This is a genomic window from Sphingobium nicotianae, from assembly GCF_018603885.1.
GTDB classification, from domain to species: Bacteria; Pseudomonadota; Alphaproteobacteria; order Sphingomonadales; family Sphingomonadaceae; genus Sphingobium; species Sphingobium nicotianae.
Map to the genome: position 1 here is coordinate 142,034 of NZ_JAHGAW010000002.1, position 24,461 is coordinate 166,494.

Below are 24,461 nucleotides of genomic sequence, written 5' to 3' on the forward strand. Positions count from 1 at the left end.
GGCGCTGGCGCCGCGCGCCTCAATGTCCCGGCATCTCCACTGGCCCCATCGCCATGTCGATCTTCACCTCGCGCCATTTGCCGTAGCGATAATAGAGCCAGGCAAGGACCAGCACGACCATTGTGCTGACCGTGAAGCTCGCCCAGAGACCGTTCGCGCCGATCAGCGGATAGCTCACATAATAGAAGCCGATGCGCACGAAGAAGAGCGAGGCGGTGAGGATGATGAGTGGGGCGAGCACGATGCCGTTGGCGCGCATGGTGCCGAACATGACCATGGCGATGCTGAACGGCAGATAGCTCCAGCTCACGATCTGGATGATGTGCCGGCCGATCTCGATCGCCTCACCGCCGCGATCGAGGAACAGCCCCAGGATCGGCCGGTCGAAGATCAGCAGCAGGGTGATGAGGCCGCCGGTCATCGCGACGTTGATGAGCGTCGCCATCCCGGTCGTGCGCTCGACGCGGTCCCAGCGATTGGCGCCGATATTCTGCGCCGCCATCGAGCTGACCGCGCCGCCGACCGCCATGGCCGGCATCTGGATATAGCCCCAGAGCTGCTGCGAGGCGGCATAGGCGGCCGCGGTGATCGTGCCCTCGCGGTTGACGAAGCCGATGATGACCAGGGTCGAGAGCGACATGATGACCATCTGCACGCCCATGGGGATGCCGCGCCCGGCGATGATGCGCAGCAGGTGCCAGTTGGGCTTGAGATAGGCGAACTCATGGCCGCGCAGGCGCAGCGGCAAATCGCGCACATAGATATAGGTGACGATCGCCGCGAGGCTGACATAGCCGGCGATCGCGCTGGCGAACGCCGAGCCGCCGATGCCCATCGCATGGATCGGCCCGAAGCCGCCGATGAAGACGGGATTGAGGCCAACGTCCAGCACCACCGACAGCATCATGAACCAGAGCGGCGTCATCGCATCGCCGCCGCCGCGCAGGCCCATCATCACCACGATGAACATCATCAGGCCGGGCAGGCCGAAGAAAGTGTAGTGCAGATAGGCCTTGGCGAGCTTGAAGACCTCCGGCGGCGTCGAGAGCGTGCCGAGGATCCCGTCCGACCAGAGATAGCCGGCGAAGGCGATGAGGATCGAGAGGCCGAGGCAGAAGCCGATCGCCGAGCCGAAGCCGCGCCGCGCCGTGTCGAGATCGCCGCGGCCGAAGCTCTGGCCGATGACGACGTTGGACGCCATGCCGAAGCCGAAGATCAGGGAGAACATCAGCATCATGATGATGTTCGCGTTCGCCGTGCCGGCCAACGCCGTCTCGCCGAGGAAATGCGAGACCCAGATCGAGTTGATCGAGCCGTTCATCGACTGGAGGATGTTCGAGATCAGGGTCGGCAGGGTGAAGAGGACGAGCGTGCCGAAGATCGGGCCTGTCGTGAGATCGCGCCCGCCGCGGAACTGGCGCGGCGCGGCGGCCACCGCCAGCTCCTCGCTGGTGATGTCCGCGCCCTCGGGCACCTCCTCATGCAGGGACGTCTGATTCTCGCTCATCGGCCTTCGTTCAGTTCTTCATCCCAGCCGCGCCAGCGCAGCCGCAAGCCGCTCGGATTCGGCGACTTTTTCGGCATGATCGGCGCGCGCTTTCTCGACCGCCTCCGGCTTCGCCTTTTCGACAAAAGCCGGATTGGCGAGGCGTCCTTCGAGCGACTGGGCCTCCTTCTGCGCGGCAGAAAGTGACTTTGTCAACCTCGCGCGCTCGGCGTCGAGGTCTATCGCGCCCTCCAGCGAGAGCGCATAGAGAATGCCATCGACCACCAGCTGCGCGGTCGCGCCTGCACTGTTGAAATCGGCCTCGCCCACCTGTTGCACGCGCGCCATTCTCAGCAGGGTCGCCGCGTGGCGCTTGACCAGGTCGGCAGATTTCGCGGCCTCAGCAGGATCGTCGACGATCGCGCGCATCGGCACGCGCGCGCCGGGCGGCACGTTGAGCTCGGTGCGGGCGGAGCGGATCTCGCTGACCAGCCGGATCAGCCAGTCGATCTCGTTGCTCGCCTGCGCATCGACCTGCGCGGCGGGCTCCGGCCATTTCGCAACGATCAGGTCATAGGGGCGCTCGCCTTGCGCATGCCACAGCTCCTCGGTGATGAAGGGCATGAACGGGTGAAGCATGACGAGGATCTGGTCGATCACCCAGCCGGCGACGGCGCGGGTTTCGTCTCTTTCTAGCCCCTCCCCTTCAGGGGAGGGGTTGGGGTGGGGATCTTCCGCTATGAAGGAACTTGAGGGTACGCTCTCAGCCCCACCCCTGTCCCCTCCCCTGAAGGGGAGGGGCGATAAAATGGGCTTGATCAGCTCCAGATACCAGTCGCAGAACTGATCCCAGACGAAATGATAGATGGCGTTGGCGGCGGCGTCGAAGCGCAGCTCGGCCATCGCCTTGTCCAGCTCGGCAAGGGTGGCGACAACCTCGCCGACGATCCACTTGTTGACCGGGAGCGTGGCGAGCGGCGCGGCGACCGAATTGCTGGCGCCGATGCCGTTGGCCTGGGCGAAGCGGACCGCGTTCCACAGCTTTGTCGCGAAGTTGCGATAGCCCTCGACGCGCTTCTCATCCATCTTCACGTCGCGGCCCTGGCTCTCCATGGCCGCCATGAAGAAGCGCAGCGCGTCCGCGCCATATTGGTCGATGAGCCCGAGCGGATCGACGACATTGCCCTTGGACTTGGACATTTTCTGGCCATCGGCGGCGCGGACGAGGCCGTGGAGGTAGAGCCGGCGCCAGGGGACATCCTTCATGAAGTGGATGCCCTGCATCGCCATGCGCGCATCCCAGAAGAACAGGATGTCGAAGCCCGAGATGAGCAGGTCGTTGGGGTAGTGCTTGGCCAGAAGATCCTCCCCGGCACGGGGAGGGGGACCGCCCGAAGGGTGGTGGAGGGGGCTTTCGGCGCTGGCGTCGGAGGGGCCCCCTCCGTCAGTCGCTGGCGCGCCTGCCACCTCCCCGTTCCGGGGAGGATTTGCGTCCTCCGGCCAGCCGAGCGTGGCGAAGGGCCAGAGGGCGGAGGAGAACCAGGTGTCGAGGACGTCAGTGTCGCGCCAGACCAGAACTTTGCGTTGGTCGATGTTGCTAGCGTAGGCAGCAGCTTCGTCGCGAGTAGCTACCACGATCTGACGATCGCCATAGGCCTCGCGCGCTTTTTCCAGCATTTCCGTTTCATTGTTGGCGACAATACAGTGTGTATCGAAAGACGGTATAAGAGCGCCGTTGTTGGTATGTGGCCCAAACCACGCCGGAATCCGATGCCCCCACCAGAGCTGGCGGCTCACGCACCAGGGCTGGATATTCTCCATCCAGTTGAAATAGGTCTTTTCCCACGTCTTCGGCACGATCTCGATCGCGCCGGAGCGGACCGCTTCCATGGCGGGCTTCGCCAGCGTCGCGGCGTCGACATACCATTGATCGGTCAGCCAGGGCTCGATGACGACGCCGCCGCGATCGCCATAGGGGGTCTGGATCGTGCGCGGCTCGGCGTCGTGGAGGGTCTCGTTGCCTTCCTTGTCCTTCGTCACGTGCGGGATAAGGAAGCCGAGCGCCTTCATGTCCTCAACGATCCACTGGCGCACGACGAAGCGATCCTGGCCGAGATATTTGTCCGGGATGAGGCCGTCCGCCGTCTGCACGACCAGCGCTTCGGCGTCGAACATGTTGAGCATGTCGCCGGCCTTGATGCCCGCGCGCTTGCCGACCTCGAAGTCGTTGAAGTCATGACCCGGCGTGATCTTGACCGCGCCCGAGCCGAGCTCGGGGTCGGCATGCTCGTCCGCCACGATCCTGAAGCGCCGCCCGGTGATCGGCTGCAGGATCTCCTTGCCGATCACGCTCGCGTAGCGCGGGTCCTGCGGGTTCACGGCGACGGCCATGTCTGCGAGCATCGTCTCGGGGCGCGTCGTGGCGACCTCGATATAGTCCCGGCCATCGTCGAGCGTGACGCCGTCGGCGAGCGGATATTTGAAGTGCCAGAAGCCGCCCTGCACCTCGCGCGTCTCGACCTCCAGATCGCTGATGGCGGTCTTGAGCTTGGGGTCCCAGTTCACCAGCCGCTTGTCGCGATAGATGAGGCCCTCCCTATAGAGGTCGACGAACACCTTCACGACCGCGCGGGTGAAGTGCGGGTCCATGGTGAACTGCTCGCGGCTCCAGTCCATCGAGCAGCCCAGGCGGCGGAGCTGGCCGGTGATCGTGCCGCCGCTCTCCGCCTTCCATTCCCACACCTTCTCGACGAACTGCTCGCGCGTGTAGTTGGTGCGCTTGTCCTGCCGCTCCTCCATCTGGCGCTCGACGACCATCTGGGTGGCGATGCCGGCATGATCGGTGCCGACCACCCAGAGCGCATCCTTGCCGCGCAGCCGCTCGTAGCGGATCACGATGTCCTGCAGCGTATTGTCCAGCGCGTGGCCGATGTGGAGCGAGCCGGTGACGTTGGGCGGCGGGTTGACGATGGTGAAGGGCGCGGCGTTCGGGCGTTCGGGGCGGAACTGGCCCGTCTTCTCCCAGTGCTGGTACCATTTCGCCTCGATGGCGGCGGGGTCGAATGTCTTGGCAAGCTCGGTCATGGGGCAGGCCCTTAGTGAGTCTTCGGCGCGCGCGCCACCCTCGGGGCGCGCGCGGCGGCGGTTGATTTCGATGTGAAACGGGGGCGGAGGAAGCCGATCGCGCCGGGCCGATCGGCCCGCGGATCAGAACTGCCGGACTGCCTGGCTCAGCGCAGCCCGGCCGTCATACTCGTCCGGTGATCCGGTCGATCTCGCGCTTGACCATGGACTCGACCATCTCGGGCAGATTGGCGTCGAGCCAGTCCTTGAGCATCGGGCGCAGCATCTCGCGTACCAGACCTTCCAACGTATTGGACGCGCCATCCTCGGGCGAGACCAGCAGCTTGGAGAGATTGACGAGAGACTCGCGAGCGGCCTTCGCACTGTCGTCGGACATGACGACGCTCGGCGGCGTGGGCGCCGGCGCAGCTGCGGGCGCGGCGCGGGGCCTGGGCGCCTTCGTCTCGGTGGCTTTGGTGTCCGTCTTGGCGGGCTTGCTCTCGGGCCTGGCTGGCGCGGTCATCACCGGCTCCTCTTGCTCGGTTGCGGTGTCCGTCTGCGGCGGGGCGTCCTCCCCGGCCGCCGCCTGTGCGCCGCTCTCGCCGGGCAGCGCATCGGTCAGCTCGAGAATCTGGTCGTCGGCCTGGTCACTATCATCCTCCACGCTCGCCGGCGCGGCGCGGCGTGGGGCACGCGGCGACTGCGTGGTGGCCACGTCTTCCTCGGCGATGATTCGCTTGATGGACGAGAGGATCTCTTCCATCGACGGTTCGTTCGGCATGGCCCCCATAGCGATCCCCGGCGACAAAGTGACTGCAGTCTGGTTTACTGCGCCTTTACTGTGGCCGTTTGGGCAGTCGAGTCAACCGTGCGCGACGAAATCGGCTTCGGTGTGCCGTCGTCGTCCCAGTCGTTCCACTTGCCCTTCACGCGCTGGTAATTGGCCCTGGGGTCGTAAACCGCGTTGGCGGGCACGCCGAATTCGGTGACGTCGAGCTTGCCCATGACCGCCAGCAGGGAGAAGGCCGCGACATAGGCATTGCGCTGCGCGGTGACGAGCTGGACGCGCGCGATGAAGCTTTCCTGCTCGGCATTGAGGATGTCGAGAATGGTGCGGGTGCCGACGCTGTTCTCGGCGCGCACGCCCTGCAGCGAGAGCGCGCTCGCGTCGACGGCGGTGCGGCTCGCGGCGATCACCTCGTTGCTCGACTGCCAGCTCGAATAGAGCGAGCGGGCCTGCGCCACGATCGAGCGCTCGACCGCCGTTTCCTGCTCCATTGCCTGCTGCTCGAGGGCCTGGCTCTGGCGCACGCGGGCGCCGGGGCCGCCGCCCTGATAGAGCGGCACGGAGAGGCGGGCGCCGACCGTGGCCGAGACGGGCTCATAGCCCGAGGCGCCGGGAAGAGAGCCCAGATTGGTGTCGTGCTGGCCGGTCGCGAAAGTCGAGATGGTCGGCAGGCGGGCGCCCCTGGCGACGCGCACGTCATAGACCGTCGCCTCGCGCACCTTGCGCGCGGCGGCGAGATCGGGATTGTTGGCGAGGGATGTGTCGACCGCCTCGTCGGCGGTCGCGGGCAGGCCGGGGAGCACCGGCGGCGTCTCCAGGTCGACCGGCTCGTGGCCGACCAGATTGATGAAACGCTCGCGCGCCTCGATCAGCGAGGCTTCGGCGGTCTTCAGGTCGCCGCGGGCGAGGGCGAGGCGCGAATCGGACTGGGCCACGTCGGTCCGCGTGAGGTCGCCGACCTGGAAGCGATTGTTGGTGGCGCGCAGATTGACTTCGAGCACCTGGACATTGTTCTGGCTGAGCTGGACCAGCGACTGGCCCCGGATCACGTCCATATAGGCCGCGACCACCTGACTGAAGATCGACAGCTCGCTCGCGCGCACGTCGAACTGGCCGGCCTCGATCCGGCGATTGGCCCCGGTCATGGCATTGCGCACGCGTCCGCCGGAATAGATCGGCACGCTCAGGCTGAGCGCAGTCGACAGGTCGCGGCCGGGCGCCAGCGGATTGAGCGGCCGGTTGAAGGCGAACTCGGAATAGGTCGAGGTCAGCGACGCATTGGGCAGGCCGGCGGCCTTCTGGATGTTGAAGCTCTCGTCCGTCGCGCGCTGGCCGGCGCGGGTGGCGGTCAGCGTCGGGTTGTCGCGATAAGCGGCCGCCAGCGCTTCCTGCAATGTCTCGGCATGGAGCGGGACGGTGGCGCCGCCGAGCAGGGCCGCGAGAAGGACAAGGCGCGGAATCGGGCGAAGAGGCATAAGTGTTTCGGGCCTTACGGTCAGAAAGTGAAGGACTTGGGCTTGGCGAAGCCGGGCAGGGGGACGGCCTCGCTGTCGACGAAGGCGCGCGCGCCGAAGCCGCCGGCCGTTCTCGTGCCCACGCACAGGCGCGTGACGCCCCGGTCGGCGCGGGCGAAAACGGCGCGGCCATCGACCTTGAGCTGATCGATCAGCGTATCGCCCAGCTCCTCGACGGCGCCATCGACGAACAGGATGTCATAGGGGCCGTCCTTCTTCGCGCCCTGGGCGAGCGGCCCGGTGACGAGAGTGATGCCCGCCCAGTCCGCCAGTTGCGCCTTGGCATGCGCGGCAAGGCTCGCTTCCTCCTCGACCGCGACGACGTCGCAGCCCAGGCGCGCGAGCAGCGCGGCGGCATAGCCGGTCGCCGATCCGATCAGCAGGACGCGCTCGCCGGCGCGCGGCGCGGCGGCGGCGATCAGCCGGGCGGTCGCGAGTGGCGGATTGAGCGCGCGGCCAGCGATCAGCGGCACGGCGCGGTCGATATAGGCCGCGTCGCGGCGCTCGGGCGGCAGATAATTCTCGCGCGGCTCGGCGAGGATCGCCTCGATGATCTCGGGATCGTTGACGTCGTTGGTCCGCAGCTGGCTTTCCACCATCGCGCGGCGCATCGCCCGGAAATTCTGCTCGGTCATGCTGTCCCTGATGACATAACTGTATTGCTCTGGCAATACAGCAATTGGTGTTGCTTGCATCTCTAGTCTTTTTGCAATGCACAGTGAAAGCCTTTTCCGCGCGGAAATGCCGGTGTGGCGCGCCGCAGCCGGTGATCCGCCAAAGCCGATTGCGTCCCCGCGCGATTTCGGCTAGCCGCCCCCTCTCACCGCGCTCCGAGGCCCGATGGCGGAGTGGTTACGCAGAGGACTGCAAATCCTTGCACGCCGGTTCGATTCCGGCTCGGGCCTCCACTCTTTCTTAATAAGTAATTGATTTACTTAAAATAAATTGTCGAGAGACAGATCTTTTCCCACATTTTTTCCCACATTCAGGTGCGGGGGTGTTTCTCCCTGATGTTGCGCAACCTTTGGGTCGCGCTCTATTTAGCTGAAATGAAATAGGACAGCGGACGGTCGTCCTCAGCGGCCTCGAAAACGCTTCATCTCTGACTGGCTGTCAAAGAGCAGTATTGGCAGTTTCGACAGATTAACGTGATTGGCCACAAGCCTCGACCGACGTTAGAAGATAATTGTGTTGCGTGATGCCTCCCACAAGGCGTCTTTGGCGTCTGGCGATTCCACCGCCTCGCAGCGGGTCGATAGCGCGTCGGCACCTTACGTCGGCCGGAGCAACTCATATCTTGTAGCGAGGCGTATCGGCTCTTGCGGGCGCGTACGGCGCGCTTCGAAATTCGCCAGCTATTCTGGCGCGACATACTCCCATTGCATTAAAGGGATGCGTTAATGGATGGGGGAAGGGCGCCTTCTCGTGATGAAGATTTGGCAGCTGCGGAGTTGGGGGAGCGCATAGCAGCGCCCTCCCATGGTTCTGGCGATGGTATTGAAGCGCTCGAGCCTCTTAGAAAAAGCCTCGTCGCAGATTATCAGTCGTTATTAAAGCGCCTCACCCGGTCGCTTCGATCGCCAGATGCCGCACAGGAGGCTTTGCACGACACCTATCTCAAGCTCGAAACAGCAGTTGTCGTGGCACCTGTTAGAAGGCCATTCGCCTATCTTTACCGAATGGCTCTCAACCTTGCGAAGAACCGCCGCCGACACGAAACACGATTTGTGCAAGTGGAAGTGGCCAAACTGGCCAACGTCCCTGATCATGATATCGACGTCGAAGCTGTAGTTGCCGATCGACAGGCGGTTGAGCTGGCCCACAGTCTGTTGGCGGGATTCACAGCTCGGCAGCGAACGATATTTCTCGCGCGATGGCGCGATGGCAAAACCCAGGTTGAAATCGCAACGCTTGTCGGGCTTCACAAGCGGACGGTTCAGAAGGAGTTGAAGCTCATCGAGCTTTTTCTTCACGCGACCGTATCCAAGACAGGCAAAATCTCAAAGTAACAGTTGGTGTTCTGAGCAGCATACTCGCCGCTAAGTCTGACCGAAGCGAGCTTCGAAAACCGATTTGGCCGCCTTTTTATCTTTCGAAGTGTCCTATCGGTGGGAGTCATACGATCGGATCCTATTGTGCGGCACGCTACTGTCTTCGGTAGCCGCGCATTCGTTCCGATCATGGTTGGTTTTCAAGCGCATCTTGCGGTCTTGGCCTTCCACGTCCCGAGGGGGTCGCGATGGCGGCATTGCACGTTTGACGACGGGCGGAGGGGCGCGTGTGCCAAGTGGGCGCGTTGCTGCGCCTGAACAGCTAGGCGTATTGGCGCGAAGAACGTCAGTTAGTTCCCGGTCGACCCGCGATCGTCCTGTGCTTGCGCCATGGCAAGAAAGAAGAGCCAAAGACCAAATGATCGAGCAGCTTGGCCGACCAGTGACTATTCCGGAGATCGCCCGTGCATGCCGACTGTCTGTCAGCCATTTCAAGCGCGCGTTTTCCAATACGGTCGGAGTGTCTCCCTACAACTGGTTCTTGCTGGCGCGAGTGGAACGGGCAAAGTTCTTGCTTAGCGAGACGGCAATGTCTCTAGCTGAAATCGCGCTTGAGTGCGGTTTCGTTGACCAGAGTCACTTTACCAACACGTTCGTTCGGAAAACTGGAAACACACCATATCGCTGGCGGCGAAATGCGTGCGGTTCGATGATGTTCGGTGGCGGTCGCTATATCGCATGAAACTGAGCTTTTCAGGCACGAGATCTCAAGCCGGCAGAGTTAATTTCGGCGTTGCAGTTTAGGATCGGCCGTTTGGACTCGGAAGGCTAGCGATGATGCCAAGCGCCACACACCCGTCTCATCCAAACTCTGCCCAGGCCAAGCCAGACATACACTTAGCGGTTCCGTAAGTGCCTGCCGGCAAAGGGCGCCAATCCAAAACACAATGTCGCCCCTAGGCAAAACCGGCCATCGCAGATTCTCTAGAACAGCCTTCCAGAACCGACACCTTCTTGAGGAAGGGCGGACACAACGGGAGGGGCCTGTGAAGAATATATCGATCCATCGTAACGCGACGTCGGCTGGCGCTATAGCCGCCGTTTTATTCCTCTGCGCCACATCGCCCGCAAGAGCACAAGAGGCCTCCTCTACAAACTCTTCCGAGCAGAAAAGCGATGAGGGAGAAAACGAAGCGATCGTCATTACCGGATCGCGGATTGTCCGTCGTGACTATGACTCGTCGATGTTGATTGCCGCTGAGAAGTGACCCGGGGAGGTCGGTAATTTCCACCGAGAAGTGACCCATGTTTGAACACGTACCTTGCTTTGAGCGGGGGACCATGGAGTGTTGGACATGGCATTATTGAGCGTCATCCGGCGCTGGCATTACTGCGATCATCTATCGATCCGGGAGATCGCCAAGCGCACCGGTCTATCTCGCAACGCCCGGTGGCGATAGGGAGATGGTCGAGATCCTGGCCCTGATCCTGCATCATGACGAACAGGCAGTGCTGAGCGCGGTTACCATGGCGCTGGAAGCCGGCGTTCCGACCAAGACTCACATCCTCAACCTGCTGCACCGTCTGCTCGACGGCAAGCCACTGACGACGCCTCCCGTGACCGCACCCCAGGCGCTGAGGTTGATCAGTGAGCCGATGGCCAACGTCGAGCGCTATGACGTCCTGCGTCGGGAGAACCGCCATGCGTCATGATCCCGCCAGCGGTGCCATCATCGTCATGCTGCGCAGCCTCAAGATACACCGCATGGCCCAGGCCGTCATCGATCTCATGGAGCAAGGCGCCCCGGCGTTCGATGCGGCGGTCCCGATCCTGTCCCAGCTCCTGAAGGCAGAGACCGCCGAGCGAGAAGTGCGATCGGTATCCTATCAGCTCAAGGCCGCCCGGTTCCCGGCCTATCGCGACCTGGCCGGCTTCGACTTCGCCAGCAGTGAGATCAACGAGGCGCTGGTACGCCAGCTGCATCGGTGTGAGTTTATGGATGTTGCCGACAATATCGTTCTGGTCGGCGGTCCGGGCACCGGCAAAACCCACATCGCCACGGCCCTTGGCGTTCAGGCGATCGAGGCGAGCACCTTCGGGAAATTGGCGAGTGCGCCTGAATGACGCGTGTGGCCTCTCTCCCAAGCGCCACCATGAACATAAAGAACAAGCGGATGTGGTCCCGGTGTTTTGGGCACTTAAATGTCTACAATCTGCGGTCGGTAGTCGACGTTGGTCTGATAGACGACATCGCGGTGGGCCATGACCCCATTTCGAAAAGCTGTGGGCGGGTTAGGGAATTTGTCATCCAGAACCGGCTCTGCGGCGACCGGAAACACGCGATGCCCAGGCGCGGCGACGAGCCCAGCAGGCAAGCAACATAGTAAGATAGCGACAACGTTTTTCGTTACGGCCAAGCAGTCCATGCTCTTCTCCATGATCGGAATAGCGCCTAATCGTGTGCGGCGCTCTGCGCGCGTCCGGTAGACGATCGTCCTGTTGCAAGGTGGGGAACGACGACAAGCCCAGTCAGTTCATTCGTGACGTCGTCCAAACCCAGACACCGGGCCATCACCGAACATTGAATCCTGTATCAGCGTTCCATGTGATCACCGATATCTTCCAACGTTTGCGTCCTTCGGCAGATCAGCTGCTGAGTCTAATCGAGCGGCGGATCTACTAATGGATTGACACTTTCGGCCGCTAGGAAAGAATTCCGGCGATACCGACATATTTGATCTCAAGATAATCATCGATGCCGTACTTTGAGCCTTCGCGGCCAAGTCCGGATGACTTGACGCCACCGAATGGGGCGACCTCGGTCGAAATCAGCCCTTCGTTAATGCCGACGATCCCAGTTTCCAAAGCCTCGGCAACGCGAAATGCTCGGGCCAAATCGGCCGTATAGAAATAAGCTGCGAGACCAAATTCGCTGTCATTTGCGAGGCTGATCGCGTCCTCCTCCGTTTCAAACTTGAACAGCGGTGCAACAGGGCCGAAAGTTTCCTCGCGGAAACAAAGTGCCTCGCGCGGAACGTCGACAAGCACCGTAGGTTCGAAGAAATGTCCCCCCAATCGGTGCGGTTTGCCACCAATTTTAAGGGTGGCCCCCCGCTCCAAGGCGTCGGCGATATGGGCCTGCGTTTTCTCCACGGCTTTATGATCGATCATTGGGCCAACTTGGACACCCTCGTTCACTCCAGGACCGATTTTTAGCGCGGCGGCCTTTTCCGCGAGACGCTGAGCAAACTGATCGTAGATCCCGGCCTGCACGAGCAACCTGTTCGCACAAACACATGTTTGCCCAGCATTTCGATATTTTGCGGCGATGGCCCCATCAACGGCTTTCTCGATATCTGCATCGTCGAAGACGATAAAGGGCGCGTTGCCACCGAGTTCCATCGATGTTTTTTTGATCGTTGGGGCACATTGTTTGAGCAAGAGCGCGCCAACCCGCGTTGATCCCGTGAAGCTGATCTTGCGAACAATTGGATTCTCGCACAACTCGGCTGCAATCTCTTCCGGTGGGCCTGTCACGATATTGCAGACGCCGGCTGGCAATCCTGCGCGCTCGGCTAGAACGCCCAGGGCCAATGCGGAAAATGGCGTGTTGGACGCCGGGCGTACAACGCCGGTGCAGCCTGCCGCCCAAGCTGGCCCCGCCTTGCGCGTGATCATCGCTGAAGGAAAATTCCACGGCGTTATGGCTCCAAATACGCCTATCGGCTGTTTGAATACCAAAATTCGGCGATTGACGTTATTCGTTGGAATAACATCGCCATAAACGCGCTTTCCCTCCTCAGCGTACCACTCAAGGAAGCTGGCGGCGTAATTGATCTCGCCCGCTGCCTCAGTAAGGGGCTTGCCTTGTTCGGCTGTGAGGATCTTCGCAAGGTCGCTTCGATTCTCGAGCATGAGCTCGAACAGCCTCCGCAGCGGTTTTGCCCTTTCTGCCGCCGTGAGTGCGGACCAGGCCTTGAACGCCTTTTCTGCAGACGCGATCGCGCGGCTCGTCTCCGCTGCTCCGAGCGCTGGAACGCGTCCTATTATTTCGCCGGTTGCGGGATTGGTGACTGTCTCGGTGCTTCCATCATCCGCTTGAATCCATTCGCCTCCGATGAGGGCGGCCTCTCGGAATAGGCTTGGATCATCAAGTTTCAACGAATTGACGGTGTTCAAAGGACGTCTCCTATCTTGTTCAAGGATCATGAGGATTAGCGAACCCAAACCGCGTTCCGGTCCGAAATTTCCAAAGCTTTAGCCGTTGGGCCCATGCCAAGCGTCCGCTGCTTCGGTCTCGTCGTTTCCAAGCGTCGGCACTGCGGTTGTGCTGTGAAGTTTCGCGCCCGAAAAAACGATAGGAAGCCGCAGGCCGGGTACTTGTGAAGGATCGTCTTGTGGCGCGGGAATGACCATTGCTCGAGCTTGGATTTGCGGATCGGAGAGTGCCTGCGAGACCGTGTTAATGGGCCCGGCGGGCACGCCGACTTTCTCGAAAGCGTCGAGCAAATCGTCACGACGCCATATCTGCGTCGCTGCACTGATAATGTCCCGTACTTCGTCCCGATGATGTACGCGACCCTCGTTCCGCACGAACCGTGGATCGGCAGCGATCTGCAAAACTTGGGTTACACGCTCATATTGGGCGTCGTTGCCACACGCTAGGATGAGCCAACCATCGCGTGTCGGATAGACCTCATAAGGCACGATGTTTGGATGGGCATTTCCGAGCCGCGTCGGGTTAACCTCGGACGCAAGATAGTTCAGCGCCTGATTTGCCAACGTTCCCACCATGACGTCGAACAAGGCCATGTCGATATGCTGTCCGACCCCCGTTTGATCTCGCTGCAAGAGTGCTGCTTGAATGCCGATGACGGAGTAGAGGCCAGTAAGAATATCCGCATAGGCGACGCCGATCTTCTGCGGCTGACCTCCCGGCGAACCTGTAAGATCCATGATTCCGCTCATCCCTTGAACGATGAAATCATAGCCAGATCGACTGGAGTAAGGCCCGAATTGACCAAATCCGGTGATAGAACAATAGATCAGACGCGGATTGGTCTTTGACAGACTCTCATAATCTAATCCGTATTTTGCGAGGCCTCCAACCTTGAAATTCTCGATCAGAACGTCTGCGCCGGCTATTATTTCTTGAAGCTCTGCATTCTCTCTTGCGTCTCTGAAATCGATCACACGGGATTTTTTTCCGCGATTTGTTGAGTGGAAGTATGCAGCATCGCGAGTGCCATCGCCATTGTCGATGAACGGCGGACCCCATTGCCGAGTGTCATCGCCCGATGGGCATTCGATCTTAACGACCTCTGCGCCCAGGTCTGACAAAACCTGTCCAGCCCAAGGTCCCGCCAAGATGCGGGCCAGTTCAACAACCCGTACACCGGCGAGCGGACCATTTTTCATCAGAAAGCTGCAATTCCGGTGATCGCTCGCCCCAAAATAAGGGCGTGCACATCATGCGTGCCCTCATAGGTGTTCACCGTTTCAAGGTTCAGCATGTGCCGGATCACCTGATATTCTTCTGAGATGCCGTTGCCGCCATGCATGTCACGTGCCCAGCGCGCGACATCGAGCGCCTTGCCAACATTGTTACGCTTCACGATCGAGATCATCTCGGGCGCAAACCGATGTTCGTCCATCAGCCGGCCGACGCGCAACGACGCCTGCAGACCAAGTCCGATATCGGTCATCATGTCTGCTAGCTTCTTTTGATACAATTGGGTCCCTGCCAAAGGGCGGCCAAATTGCTTGCGATCAAGGCCATAAAGTCGAGCGGCGTGGAAGCAGGACTCTGCAGCGCCTAGACTGCCCCAGGAGATGCCATATCTGGCCCGGTTGAGGCATCCAAATGGGCCTTTCAATCCTTCGACATTAGGAAGGAGCGCGTCTTCGTCGACCTCGACACCATCCAGATTAATCATGCCTGTGACTGAAGTTCGAAGGCTAAGCTTTCCTGAAATTTTTGGCGCGGAGAGCCCGGCCAACCCCTTATCCAAGATGAAGCCACGGATTCTCCCGCCGTGACTGTCCGATTTAGCCCAAATCACGAAAACGTCGGCAATTGGGGAATTGGAGATCCAAGTTTTGTTGCCTGTAAGTCGGAAGCCACCGGACGTTTTTTCCGCGCGTGTCCGCATTCCGCCGGGATCTGAACCGGCATCAGGTTCCGTTAGGCCAAAGCAGCCAATCCATTCGCCGGTCGCGAGGCGCGGCAGATATTTGCGCCGCTGCCCTTCAGATCCATAGGCAAAGATGGGGTACATTACGAGCGACGACTGAACCGACATCATGGATCTGTAGCCGCTGTCGACACGTTCAATCTCACGCGCGATCAGGCCGTACGCGACATATGAGGCGCCAACTCCGCCATATTCTTCAGGAAGTGTCGGGCCGAGCAGTCCCAGCTCCCCCATTTCACGGAAAATCTCTGGATCCGTGCGCTCGCTTTCGTAGGCTTCGATTACGCGGGGCTGGAGTTTGCTGCCTGCGTAGGCGGCCGCCGTGTCTCGGATCATTCGCTCGTCATCGGTGAGCTGATCGTCGAGGTTGAAGGGGTCCTCCCAGTTGAATGGCTGCATATCCCCTAAGTTCCTTCACTTTGTTGGGCGGAGGGCCAAGAAGCTAGCTGAACCGCCGTGCCGAATTGTTTCTTCTTGCGGCTCGACCTAGACGTTTGAACTTCATCAAAGGTGCCAAAGCTGATCGAATACTCATAAATTCACCAGCTTCGAGCGCGTGAGTCGATCTCCTGGGACTTCATCAACTGGGAGTTTTGTTCGCGACGACTTCGAGAGAGGCCTCAAGGATATCAAGAGCCTCGCTAAGGTGTTCATCCGGAATGGTCAGCGCGGGAAGAAGCCTAATGACGTTGAATCGAGTGCCGCAAGACAACAGAATGAGGCCGCGACGTTCTGCTTCCGCTACAACTGCTGAAGTAAGTTCCGCAGCAGGCGCGCGCGAAGTCCGGTCCGTCACAAGTTCGAAGGCAACCATTGCACCGGGTCCCCTGATCTCGCCGATCATCTCCATGCCCTGTCGCCGTGCGATCTCTTCCAGTCGACTAGTAATTTTCGCGCCGATCTCCGCTGCCCGACCGCACAAGTCTTCATCTTCAATCACGTCCAGAACGGCATTTGCCGCTGCGATCGCGAGCGGATTACCAGCATATGTGCCACCCAGGCCGCCCGCGTGAGCAGCGTCCATCAGGTCAGCCCGCCCTGTCACTGCAGAAAGCGGGAAGCCGCCGGCGAGCCCCTTAGCCATCGTCACCAAGTCGGGCTTCACTCCGCTGTGCTCAAATCCGAACATCTTACCGGTTCGGGCCATTCCCGCTTGAACTTCATCAGCGATGAGGAGGATGCCATGTTCGTCGGCGAGTTCACGAAGTCCGCGGAGAAATTCCGCTGGGGCAGGGACGAAACCGCCTTCGCCTTGGACCGGTTCGACGATGAATGCAGCAACCCGTTTGGGATCGACATCTGCGGCGAGAAGGGATCTCAAGGCCGACAAGGACTGTTCCACAGAGATGCCATGAAACATGTTCGGAAACGGCGCATGAAAAATGTCAGCGGGGAATGGGCCAAATCCGCGTTTGTACGGAACTATTTTACCCGTGAGCGCCATCCCCATCAGCGTCCGGCCATGAAATCCGCCAGCGAACGCGATGATCGCTGGTCGTCCAGTGGAGATCCGAGCGATCTTCACTGCGTTCTCGACCGCTTCGGCGCCAGTCGTCACGAACATTGTCTTGGCTGGGCCTTCAACCGGAGCCATCGCGTTAAGCCTCTCGGCGAGCACAATGTATCCCTCATAGGGCGCTACGTGAAAACATGTGTGCGTGAATGATTTTGCCTGCTTTTCCACCGCAGCCATAACCTTGGGATGACGGTGTCCAGTGTTTGTTACCGCGATGCCAGACGAAAAATCGATAAACCGTCGACCATCAACATCCCATAGTTCTGCATTTTCCGCGTGAGCCGCAAAGATCTGGCGAGTGCCAACCCCGCTAGCCACGGCCGCGCGCTGCCTCAGAGCCAATTTTTCAGTGTTGTCCATATTACGGCCTCCGAAATCTAGGTTGGGCACATATCATCGCTCATAATAGTGAGCAAGTGCATAAAATATGCTGTTTTAGCGCCCGTAAAAAATGAGGTGAACTATTGTTATTAAACGAAATTCTGAAGATGTTGCCCTCGGACGGCGTGTCGTTCGGTGCTAAAAAAATTGCGGCTCGGTCGCGACGGCACTGCCCGCAACTGACTGTCAGCTTGGGGCCCCGCGAGCGGCTTGAATTTGAGCAGGCATAATGGAATATGTGCATTTAGAAAGCAAATGCTCATTTTTCTATGCGATTCTTGTCGGGTGGACGTCCCTAATGGTTCGCAATGGCCTGCAATCTGGCGCCATTGCGTCATTGGTCAGAGATAGGGCGGGGTTCCTGCCGAAATGAGGATGACCTCCTCTTTTCCCGTGTTGCGGAAGCGATGCGGGATACGGCTTTCGAACAGGTAGGTGTCGCCAGGCCCCAGAACTTTACGCTGGGATCCAACCGTTACCTCTAGACGGCCTGCGATTACAACGCCTCCCTCATGGCCGGCGTGCTCAAGCATTGAGGCCCCGGTATCGGATCCGGGTGAATAACGCTCGTAGAGGATTTGCAGGTTGTGGAGACGGGCGTCGCCCGCTTGCTTGATGGAGATCGGCGCCGAATCTTTGGACATGCGCGCCGTGAGCTCGATTAGATCTTCATGCCCAAAAAAGACGCTGTCGTTTTCCGTTCGATCGGGTTCGAAGAAGTCCGACATAGTGATGGGAATTCCTCCAAGTATCTTGCGCAGCGAGGCGACGGAAGGGCTGTTCCTATTTGTCTCTACGAGCGAAATTTGGCCGTGGGGCACCCCAGCGCGCTCCGCGAGGGCGCGTTGACTGAGTCCCGCCTCGACGCGCACTTCGCGAAGGCGAACTCCTACATCAAAATCTTCTACCATCGGAATCGCCACTCAAACCCTCCTGCCTCTCGGTCGGTCATGACTGCCCAAACTCAACTATTGTGATGGTATAAGGCACTTAATTTATTCAGTTTTTCTGTCGGCCAAAATGCGTTCAGGCCTGATCCGCCTGACGGTTCCGGCCGATTTTGTCCCCCGCCATCGCCCTTGAAGCGCTCTACTACAAAAAAATGCAAAACGGCAAATACAAAGCAATTGCTCAGAACGGCATGATGATATAGCTACGTCGAATTGCTCGGACGGAGCGCAATGGCTGCGCCAGCTTCGAGGTCGAAGGTAATAACATTACCTCAACACAAGATAAGCGGGGGACGCAATGAGCAGCGACGACGACGCACTGATAGCCCTTGGGGTCACATCAGAGTTTGATCGATCCATGTCAACGGTCGAGAATTTCGCGCTCGGCTTCACCTATCTTTCTCCCGTTGTGGGAGCTTACTCGCTGTTTGACATCTGCTTGCATCTCGGCGGGGCGCCGATGATTTGGTCGTATGTCATCGCTGGTTTCGGGCAATTTCTCGTTGCGCTGATCTTCGGCGAAGTCGTGTCGCAGTTCCCTATCTCCGGAGGGGTATATCCCTGGTCGCGTCGCCTCGTGGGGCGAAAGTGGGCGTGGGTTGCTGCTTGGATGTATGTGTGGGCACTCTTCTCAACGATCGCTGCCGTCGCGACCGGGGCTGCGCCATTCCTTTCGATGCTGATCGGCTCGCCAACAACGCCGATGTTCGGGACGATGATTGCGTTGGCGCTCATCGCTTTTTCGACCATTTGCAATCTTGCTGGGACAAAGTTCCTGGCGAGAGTTGCGATGTTTGGTTTCATCGCTGAATTGGTGGGTGCGCTTGTTGTTGGTGGCTATTTGCTGATGTTCCATCGAGTTCAGCCCGTGACGGTGATTTTTGATCCGATGGGAGCAGGTCAAGGCAGTCACTACATCTTCGCATTTTTAGCTGCTGCGCAACTCGGACTGTTTTCATGTTACGGTTTCGAGGCCTGCGGTGACGTGGCCGAGGAAATTTCGGAGCCCGGAGTACGCATACCCAAGGCGATGCGGATGACAATCTACGTGGGTGTCGGCGCGTCGATGTTTGCGTGCATCGCGCTCCTCCTTGCGGTGCCTGACATCCGCGCGGTCATTTCTGGCCGTTCTTCGACTCCCCTGGCTGACGTGCTTTTGTCGGCTTTTGGGCCCGTCGGAGCTAAAGGTGTTGCGGCGGTCGTGATGGTGTCGTTCATGTCGTGCGTCTTGAGTTTGCAGGCTGCAGTCAGCCGTTTGATCTACTCTTTTGCCCGTGACGATATGATCGCGGGAGCAGGGCGACTGTCCAAAATTTCGCCGAAAACTCGCGTTCCCACTGCAGCACTGTGCCTTGCCGGCGTTGTACCGGCCGCTATCGCGCTCATTGGACTCGTGATGCAGGACGCCCTAGTTACGATTGTCAGCTTCGCGGTCGCGGGCATTTACATCGCCTTCCAGATGGTCGTGGCAGCCGCCCTGTTCGCGCGCTTGCGTGGCTGGCAGCCGAGCGGTGAATTCACTCTCGGCCGCTGGGGCTTTCTGGTCAATATTGCTGCCCTTGCTTACGGGATTGGGGCGATCTGCAACATCCTTTGGCCGCGGGCGCCAGACGCTCCGTGGTACGCCAACTATTCGATGTCACTCGGGGTTGGCGCCGTACTGCTTACTGCCGCGATCTACATGATCCTCGGTCGCCCTTATGCGAAGGGCTCTGCGCCTTACGGCGATGCGTGGCTGATCGGAAAAAATTAGAGACGAAGGCATCCGCGCACCGGTGTCAACGTCCTGACCCGACCATTTCTAGTTACAAGTGAGAGACAAATGACTGACATTGCTAACGTCGTGGGGAACAATAATATTTGGCATCAGCGCGCCTCGGAGATTCGTCCCGAAACGCGGCTGTTCATCGATGGCCAATTCGTTGCTGCCGAGGGCGGCGCCACCTTCGACACCGTCAACCCTACCAACGGCACTGTCATCGCCGCAATTGCGCAAGGTACACGTGCCGATGTTGACCTCGCTGTCAGTGCGGCACGAAAAGCGTTCGCATCTGGTGTTTGGTCTAGGATGGCGCCTCGCGACCGGATGGCGGTTCTTTATCGCCTGGCTGATCTAATCGAGCAGAATGCGGAGACATTTGCGCTGCTTGATTCCTTGGACATGGGCAAGCCGGTCGCAGATATGCTCGGCTATGATGTTCCGCAGTCCGTGTTGACGTTCCGCTATCTGGCCGAAGCGATCGACAAGATTGAAGGCGCCGTGACCAACACCGCGCACGACGCGCTCCACATGATCGTGCGTGAGCCAATTGGCGTCGTGGCATGCATTGTTCCTTGGAATTTCCCGTTGATGATGGCGGCGTGGAAAGTCGCGCCGGCGCTCGCGACGGGCAACAGCGTCGTTCTAAAGCCGGCCGAGCAATCTCCGCTCTCCGCACTCCTGCTCGCACAGTTGTTCAAGGATGCTGGCGGGCCGGACGGAGTCTTCAACGTCGTCAACGGCTACGGCGAGGAAGTGGGAGCGGCCCTGGGCCTTCACATGGGCATCGATAAGATTGCCTTCACCGGCTCTACCGAGGTGGGCAAGCTGATGATGGTTTACTCCGGCCAATCCAACATGAAGCGCGTGTCGACAGAATGTGGCGGCAAAAGCCCGCAGATCATCATGCCAGATGCTGACCTCGACGCCGTCATTCCATATGCCGTAGGCGGTATCTTCTATAACCAGGGCGAAGTGTGCAGCGCGGGTTCGCGGCTGCTCGTACATAAGACCTTGGTTGCTGAGTTTACCGAGCGCTTCCAGGACTATGCTCGCGCGAACGTACAGGTCGGCGATCCCCTTGTTGAGGGCGTAACGATGGGCCCGCTTGTGACGGCGACACAGGCACAACAGGTTCGCAATTATATCAAGCGTGGGGCTGAGGAGGGCGCCAAGACCGCATTCACGTTGGAGGTCCCTGGCGAGCTCGAGGGCGGAAATTTTGTGTCTCCTACGCTGTTCGGGGCCGTCACTCCAGACATGACGATCGCGCGCGAGGAGGTGTTCGGCCCCGTGGCAGCTCTCTTGTCCTTTGAGACCCCAGAGCAGGCGATTCAGATCGCAAACGATACGCAATATGGTCTGGCGGCGAGCATATGGACGCGGGATCTAAATACTGCTCATTCGATGTCCCGGGCGGTCGAGGCCGGTATCGTTTGGGTTAACTGCTACGACCATGGTGACATGACGCAACCATGGGGTGGATACAAGCAGTCCGGGCAGGGGCGCGATAAGTGCATCGAGGGAATGCTCGCCCACACTCAGACGAAATCAGTCTGGATCAATCTCGGTTAAAGGCACTTTGCGAGTGGGGCCGGGCGGCGACCAGCCCCCTTTTCATTTTCTACATGGAGGGTTTCTTATGTGCCTTCGTTACTCGCTTGCTCCGATTCTTCTGGTCGCGGCCGTGCAGCCCGCGGTCGCAAAGGAAACGGTCGAAGATCCCGTTCTTGCGCCGGTAATGCGCTTCCAAAAGGCTTTTAATGCTGCTCAAGAGGCGATGCCGACGGACGTGTTTCTTCCGAACACCGTCGTCGCGGATGGTTTTGCGCCGTTTCTGTGGAACAGTAAGGAAGGTCTCGGAGCTTGGTACGGGATTCTTCGCGGGACCAACGATGCCGAGCGCAAGACGTTCGTCTCAAACAAATATAATCTCACGATCAAGGCGGCTGTCGCGAGACGGATCGATGGTGATACGGCTTATCTGGTTTTTCCTGCAATCAATCGGTGGACGGAAGCAGGAAAGCCTCGTTTTGAGCGTGCTTATTGGCTGATCACGGAACAACGGACGAGTGATGGCTGGCGGATTTCTTCGCACAGTTGGGCAATCGTGAGCGCTAAGTAGCGACCTAGGTCAGTGTTGGCATGTACACCCGTCGCTATGGGAGCATGCCCGACGTCGAAAAGGCGGATCGCAGCACGTCGATGAGCATTCGAACTTTCGGCAGAATATGTCGCTGTTGGGGGTACACGGCCCACACCGGCTCTTCGTCGTCACGGAATTCATCCAACACTGGCTGAAGCTGACCGGTTTCGAGCGCTGCCAGGAAATAAAATTCCGGCAATTGGCAAATTCCCAAGCCAGCAATCGCTGCATCAGCAACTGCCGCCCCATTGTTGCAGCGCCAGGATGCGCGGGGACGATATCTCTCAATCGCTCCGTTGACCCTGAAATGCCAAGTGTCTGCAGATGCTTGCAGGCAGCGGTGATTGGCCAGATCGTCAATTGTTTGTGGAATACCGTAAGTCGCCAAATACTCAGGATCTGCGCAAGTGCGCAGTCTGCGGGTCCCGATCTGGACACGGGCAAGCCGGCTGTCGCCGAGCGCGCCGGTTCGGATCGCAAGATCAAAACCTTCTGCGACGAGGTCAACGACCCGATTTGAGAGGTCGAGGTCGATCGAAACCTTAGGGTAGCGTTTCACGAACTCTTGCAGAATTGGAGCAACGTAACGCTCGCCGAGTGTGGCTGAACAGGTAACCCGCAACATCCCTTGCGGTTCGCCGTCGGTGCGCACCATCGACATAACCTCGTCGCGCTCACCGACCAGGCGGCGGAACTGTTCTAGTAGCCTTAGTCCCGTATTTGTCGGCCGAACGGCACGTGTTGTCCGGACAAACAACTGAACATTCAACCTATATTCCAGATCAGCGATTGCGCGACTGACATGCGACGTCGACACAGACAGTCGCTTCGATGCTCCAACAAAACTCCCGGCATCTGCGACTGCCACAGCCTCATCGATGCCATCCCACTGGCGCCCCATTGTCCCTCCTGTGCAATTATTGATTGCGAAAAAGCTGTATTGTCCCGACTGTAACAAAACTTAAAACATATGCAAATGGAGACGAGGGGATTGCGCAATCTGCAATCGCCGCCGCTTGATCAATTCGACTTGAGTGGGCGCGGAGGCTAGAATCTGGCTCGTGTTCAGTTCGTGCAAGGAGTAATCATACGTGGTTGAGCTTGGCATTTTCGCCGTTCCGTTCCGACTTCCAGAGACGGAGATCGCCGCTGGATTGAATTGGGACATCGGTCTCATCGAGCTGGCGGATCAAATCGGCATCCATGAAGCTTGGTGCGCAGAGCACTATACGCTCGGATGGGAAAATGTTTGCGCGCCTGAACTGGTTCTTGCCGCAGCATCGCGTACCACCAAGAAGATACGCCTCGCGACGGGCGCTAATCTCCTCCCCTATCACAACCCGATTGCCCTGGCGCATCGCTTGATGCAGCTCGATCATATGACGGGTGGTCGCCTGATCGCTGGATTTGGAGCGGGCGGTTACGAAACTGATGCGCAGCTGTTCGGACTTCCGGATTTGGCTGAGCGCCGCGAAATCACGCAAGATGCGCGCGAGCTCATCATCGACATTTGGACGCGTGAGAGACCGTTCCGCCGCGAAGGCAAGCATTTCAAGGTCGATTACCCAGCCTTCGATTCCTTCTGGGGCGGGCCTAATTGGCGACCGATGCAATTGCCGCATCCGCCGGTCGCGATCGCGGGCATCAGCGCAAGCTCTTCGAGCCTGAAGGATGCCGGACGCCACGGTTACATCCCGATGAGTTTTGACTTGGCGCCGGAATATCTGATTGGGCATTGGGACGCCTATGCTGCGGGTGCGGCCGAGAGTGGCCTGACGCCTGACCGCGCGAAATGGCGGTTGTTCAAGAACGCCTTTACCGGTCGAACGGATGAGGAGGCTCTGGAGCTCGCTTTGTCCGAGCCGGTCCAGCGCGTCTATGATGAGTTCGTGTTGCGGGTTTATGAGCGGTTCGGCTTGCTCGGAGCCTTTGCGCCTGGGGTTCCAGAGGATCAGATTACCGCGGAGTTTCTTGCGCGGAATGTCTGGCTCGTCGGCGCGCCAAAGACGCTCGTTGAGCGCATTCGCGCATTTCACGAGGAGATCGGCGGTTTCGGAGTCCTTGTAACGCCGACGTTCGACTTCATCGGGAACCCCGAGCCTTTCAAGCGTCATCTGAAAATTCTCGGTGAGCAGGTTGGGCCTGAACTCGCGCGGATCAGCTGACACTCGCAGTTATTTTGTTGCCAAGAGGATGCAATGACAGATTCAGATCTCTTTAAGTTTGAGCGCGTCTTGAATGAGCCGTCGGTGGGCGCGCCTGCCGGATGGACCATTGTCGAGGGAAGTCCGGTCGCCAGCGCCTGGCGCCAGCACCTGACAGAGGGAAACCGCACTATTTCAGGTGTCTGGAGCTGCACGCGCGGCGCTTTCTCGGTGTCGTACGACAAGCATGAATTTTGCCACATCCTGTCCGGTGCATGCCGCATCACGAGGGACGGTGGCGAGCCGGTGACCCTGGGGACCGGGGACAGCTTTATAGTCGAAGCAGGTTTCAAAGGCCGGTGGGAAGTACTCACCGACATGACAAAGCATTTCATGTTTGTTGAGCCGTAATTGTTAGAAGAAAATACAATAATTCGGCTTAATTGTAAAAATTTTTATCGAGATTGTTTGATTTTAATCAATAACGATGCTCACCTTGACTAGACGGCGCCGAAAAGTTGGCGCGACA

Annotated in this window: 19 protein-coding genes, 1 tRNA gene and 2 pseudogenes; 11 read left to right on the forward strand and 11 right to left on the reverse strand. The window is 59.3% G+C overall.

Features of this window, described 5'->3' with window-relative positions:
* Positions 1-19: 19 nt before the first annotated feature.
* The 5 genes from KK488_RS03570 to KK488_RS03590 all read right to left on the reverse strand — a co-directional run bounded on the left by KK488_RS03570 (position 20) and on the right by KK488_RS03590 (position 7,485).
* Positions 20-1,507: an MATE family efflux transporter gene (locus KK488_RS03570; RefSeq protein WP_214621763.1), complete on the reverse strand. Its 1,488-nt coding sequence runs from the start codon at positions 1,505-1,507 to the stop codon at positions 20-22.
* A gap of 18 nt (positions 1,508-1,525) precedes the next feature.
* Entirely contained in the window at positions 1,526-4,570 is a 3,045-nt protein-coding gene (locus tag KK488_RS03575; protein WP_214621764.1) for a valine--tRNA ligase, read from the reverse strand.
* A gap of 163 nt (positions 4,571-4,733) precedes the next feature.
* Positions 4,734-5,339 carry a DUF2497 domain-containing protein gene (locus tag KK488_RS03580; RefSeq protein WP_250890040.1) on the reverse strand — a complete coding sequence of 202 codons (606 nt, stop codon included), beginning with the start codon at positions 5,337-5,339 and terminating at the stop codon, positions 4,734-4,736.
* Positions 5,340-5,374: 35 nt separating this feature from the next.
* Positions 5,375-6,811: a TolC family outer membrane protein gene (locus KK488_RS03585; protein WP_214621765.1), complete on the reverse strand. Its 1,437-nt coding sequence runs from the start codon at positions 6,809-6,811 to the stop codon at positions 5,375-5,377.
* A gap of 20 nt (positions 6,812-6,831) precedes the next feature.
* Positions 6,832-7,485 carry a protein-L-isoaspartate O-methyltransferase family protein gene (locus KK488_RS03590; RefSeq protein ID WP_214621766.1) on the reverse strand — a complete coding sequence of 218 codons (654 nt, stop codon included), beginning with the start codon at positions 7,483-7,485 and terminating at the stop codon, positions 6,832-6,834.
* 199 nt (positions 7,486-7,684) lie between these two features.
* Between KK488_RS03590 and KK488_RS03595 the strand changes: the two genes are divergently transcribed.
* The 6 genes and pseudogenes from KK488_RS03595 to KK488_RS03620 all read left to right on the forward strand — a co-directional run.
* Positions 7,685-7,758 (forward strand) — tRNA-Cys (locus KK488_RS03595).
* Between the two features lie 492 nt (positions 7,759-8,250).
* Positions 8,251-8,859, forward strand: coding sequence for an RNA polymerase sigma factor (locus tag KK488_RS03600; RefSeq protein WP_214621767.1), 609 nt, complete (start codon positions 8,251-8,253; stop codon positions 8,857-8,859).
* Positions 8,860-9,259: 400 nt separating this feature from the next.
* A complete protein-coding gene (locus tag KK488_RS03605; RefSeq protein WP_214621768.1) occupies positions 9,260-9,583 on the forward strand; it encodes a helix-turn-helix domain-containing protein in 324 nt (107 codons plus the stop codon).
* A 304-nt stretch (positions 9,584-9,887) separates the two neighbouring features.
* Positions 9,888-10,109, forward strand: a complete 222-nt coding sequence (locus tag KK488_RS03610; RefSeq protein WP_214621769.1) for a hypothetical protein — start codon at positions 9,888-9,890, stop codon at positions 10,107-10,109.
* A 169-nt stretch (positions 10,110-10,278) separates the two neighbouring features.
* Positions 10,279-10,554: pseudogene (locus tag KK488_RS03615) on the forward strand (IS21 family transposase); the annotation flags it as partial.
* A pseudogene (locus KK488_RS03620) lies at positions 10,544-10,927 on the forward strand (ATP-binding protein); the annotation flags it as partial. The pseudogenes KK488_RS03615 and KK488_RS03620, both read left to right, overlap by 11 nt.
* Positions 10,928-11,545: 618 nt before the next feature.
* Here the strand turns inward: KK488_RS03620 and KK488_RS03625 are convergent.
* From KK488_RS03625 to KK488_RS03645, 5 genes are all read right to left on the reverse strand, one after another.
* Positions 11,546-13,021 carry an NAD-dependent succinate-semialdehyde dehydrogenase gene (locus tag KK488_RS03625; protein WP_250890041.1) on the reverse strand — a complete coding sequence of 492 codons (1,476 nt, stop codon included), beginning with the start codon at positions 13,019-13,021 and terminating at the stop codon, positions 11,546-11,548.
* 78 nt (positions 13,022-13,099) lie between these two features.
* Complete coding sequence (locus KK488_RS03630; protein WP_214621770.1) at positions 13,100-14,260, reverse strand: CaiB/BaiF CoA transferase family protein; 1,161 nt, start codon at positions 14,258-14,260, stop codon at positions 13,100-13,102.
* Positions 14,260-15,435 carry an acyl-CoA dehydrogenase gene (locus KK488_RS03635; protein ID WP_214621771.1) on the reverse strand — a complete coding sequence of 392 codons (1,176 nt, stop codon included), beginning with the start codon at positions 15,433-15,435 and terminating at the stop codon, positions 14,260-14,262. The genes KK488_RS03630 and KK488_RS03635 overlap by 1 nt, the downstream gene beginning before the upstream one ends.
* Positions 15,436-15,616: 181 nt before the next feature.
* Complete coding sequence (gene gabT, locus KK488_RS03640) at positions 15,617-16,912, reverse strand: 4-aminobutyrate--2-oxoglutarate transaminase (protein WP_214621772.1); 1,296 nt, start codon at positions 16,910-16,912, stop codon at positions 15,617-15,619.
* Between the two features lie 362 nt (positions 16,913-17,274).
* Positions 17,275-17,856 carry a cupin domain-containing protein gene (locus tag KK488_RS03645; protein WP_349356842.1) on the reverse strand — a complete coding sequence of 194 codons (582 nt, stop codon included), beginning with the start codon at positions 17,854-17,856 and terminating at the stop codon, positions 17,275-17,277.
* 325 nt (positions 17,857-18,181) lie between these two features.
* On the opposite strand from KK488_RS03645, the gene KK488_RS03650 reads away from it, so the two are divergent.
* The 3 genes from KK488_RS03650 to KK488_RS03660 all read left to right on the forward strand — a co-directional run bounded on the left by KK488_RS03650 (position 18,182) and on the right by KK488_RS03660 (position 21,767).
* A complete protein-coding gene (locus KK488_RS03650; RefSeq protein WP_214621773.1) occupies positions 18,182-19,636 on the forward strand; it encodes an APC family permease in 1,455 nt (484 codons plus the stop codon).
* Positions 19,637-19,705: 69 nt separating this feature from the next.
* A complete protein-coding gene (locus KK488_RS03655) occupies positions 19,706-21,217 on the forward strand; it encodes an aldehyde dehydrogenase (RefSeq protein ID WP_214621774.1) in 1,512 nt (503 codons plus the stop codon).
* A gap of 67 nt (positions 21,218-21,284) precedes the next feature.
* Positions 21,285-21,767 (forward strand): hypothetical protein, encoded by a 483-nt coding sequence (locus tag KK488_RS03660; protein ID WP_214621775.1) that lies wholly within the window; start codon positions 21,285-21,287, stop codon positions 21,765-21,767.
* Positions 21,768-21,801: 34 nt separating this feature from the next.
* On the opposite strand, the gene KK488_RS03665 is transcribed toward KK488_RS03660, so the two are convergent.
* Positions 21,802-22,689, reverse strand: coding sequence for a LysR family transcriptional regulator (locus tag KK488_RS03665; protein ID WP_214621776.1), 888 nt, complete (start codon positions 22,687-22,689; stop codon positions 21,802-21,804).
* A 190-nt stretch (positions 22,690-22,879) separates the two neighbouring features.
* Here KK488_RS03665 and KK488_RS03670 point away from each other — a divergent pair, with 190 nt between their 5' ends.
* Positions 22,880-23,953, forward strand: a complete 1,074-nt coding sequence (locus tag KK488_RS03670; RefSeq protein WP_214621777.1) for an LLM class flavin-dependent oxidoreductase — start codon at positions 22,880-22,882, stop codon at positions 23,951-23,953.
* A gap of 33 nt (positions 23,954-23,986) precedes the next feature.
* The gene (locus KK488_RS03675; RefSeq protein WP_214621778.1) at positions 23,987-24,343 is read left to right on the forward strand and encodes a cupin domain-containing protein; all 357 of its coding nucleotides are present in this window, start codon (positions 23,987-23,989) and stop codon (positions 24,341-24,343) included.
* Positions 24,344-24,461 lie beyond the last annotated feature (118 nt).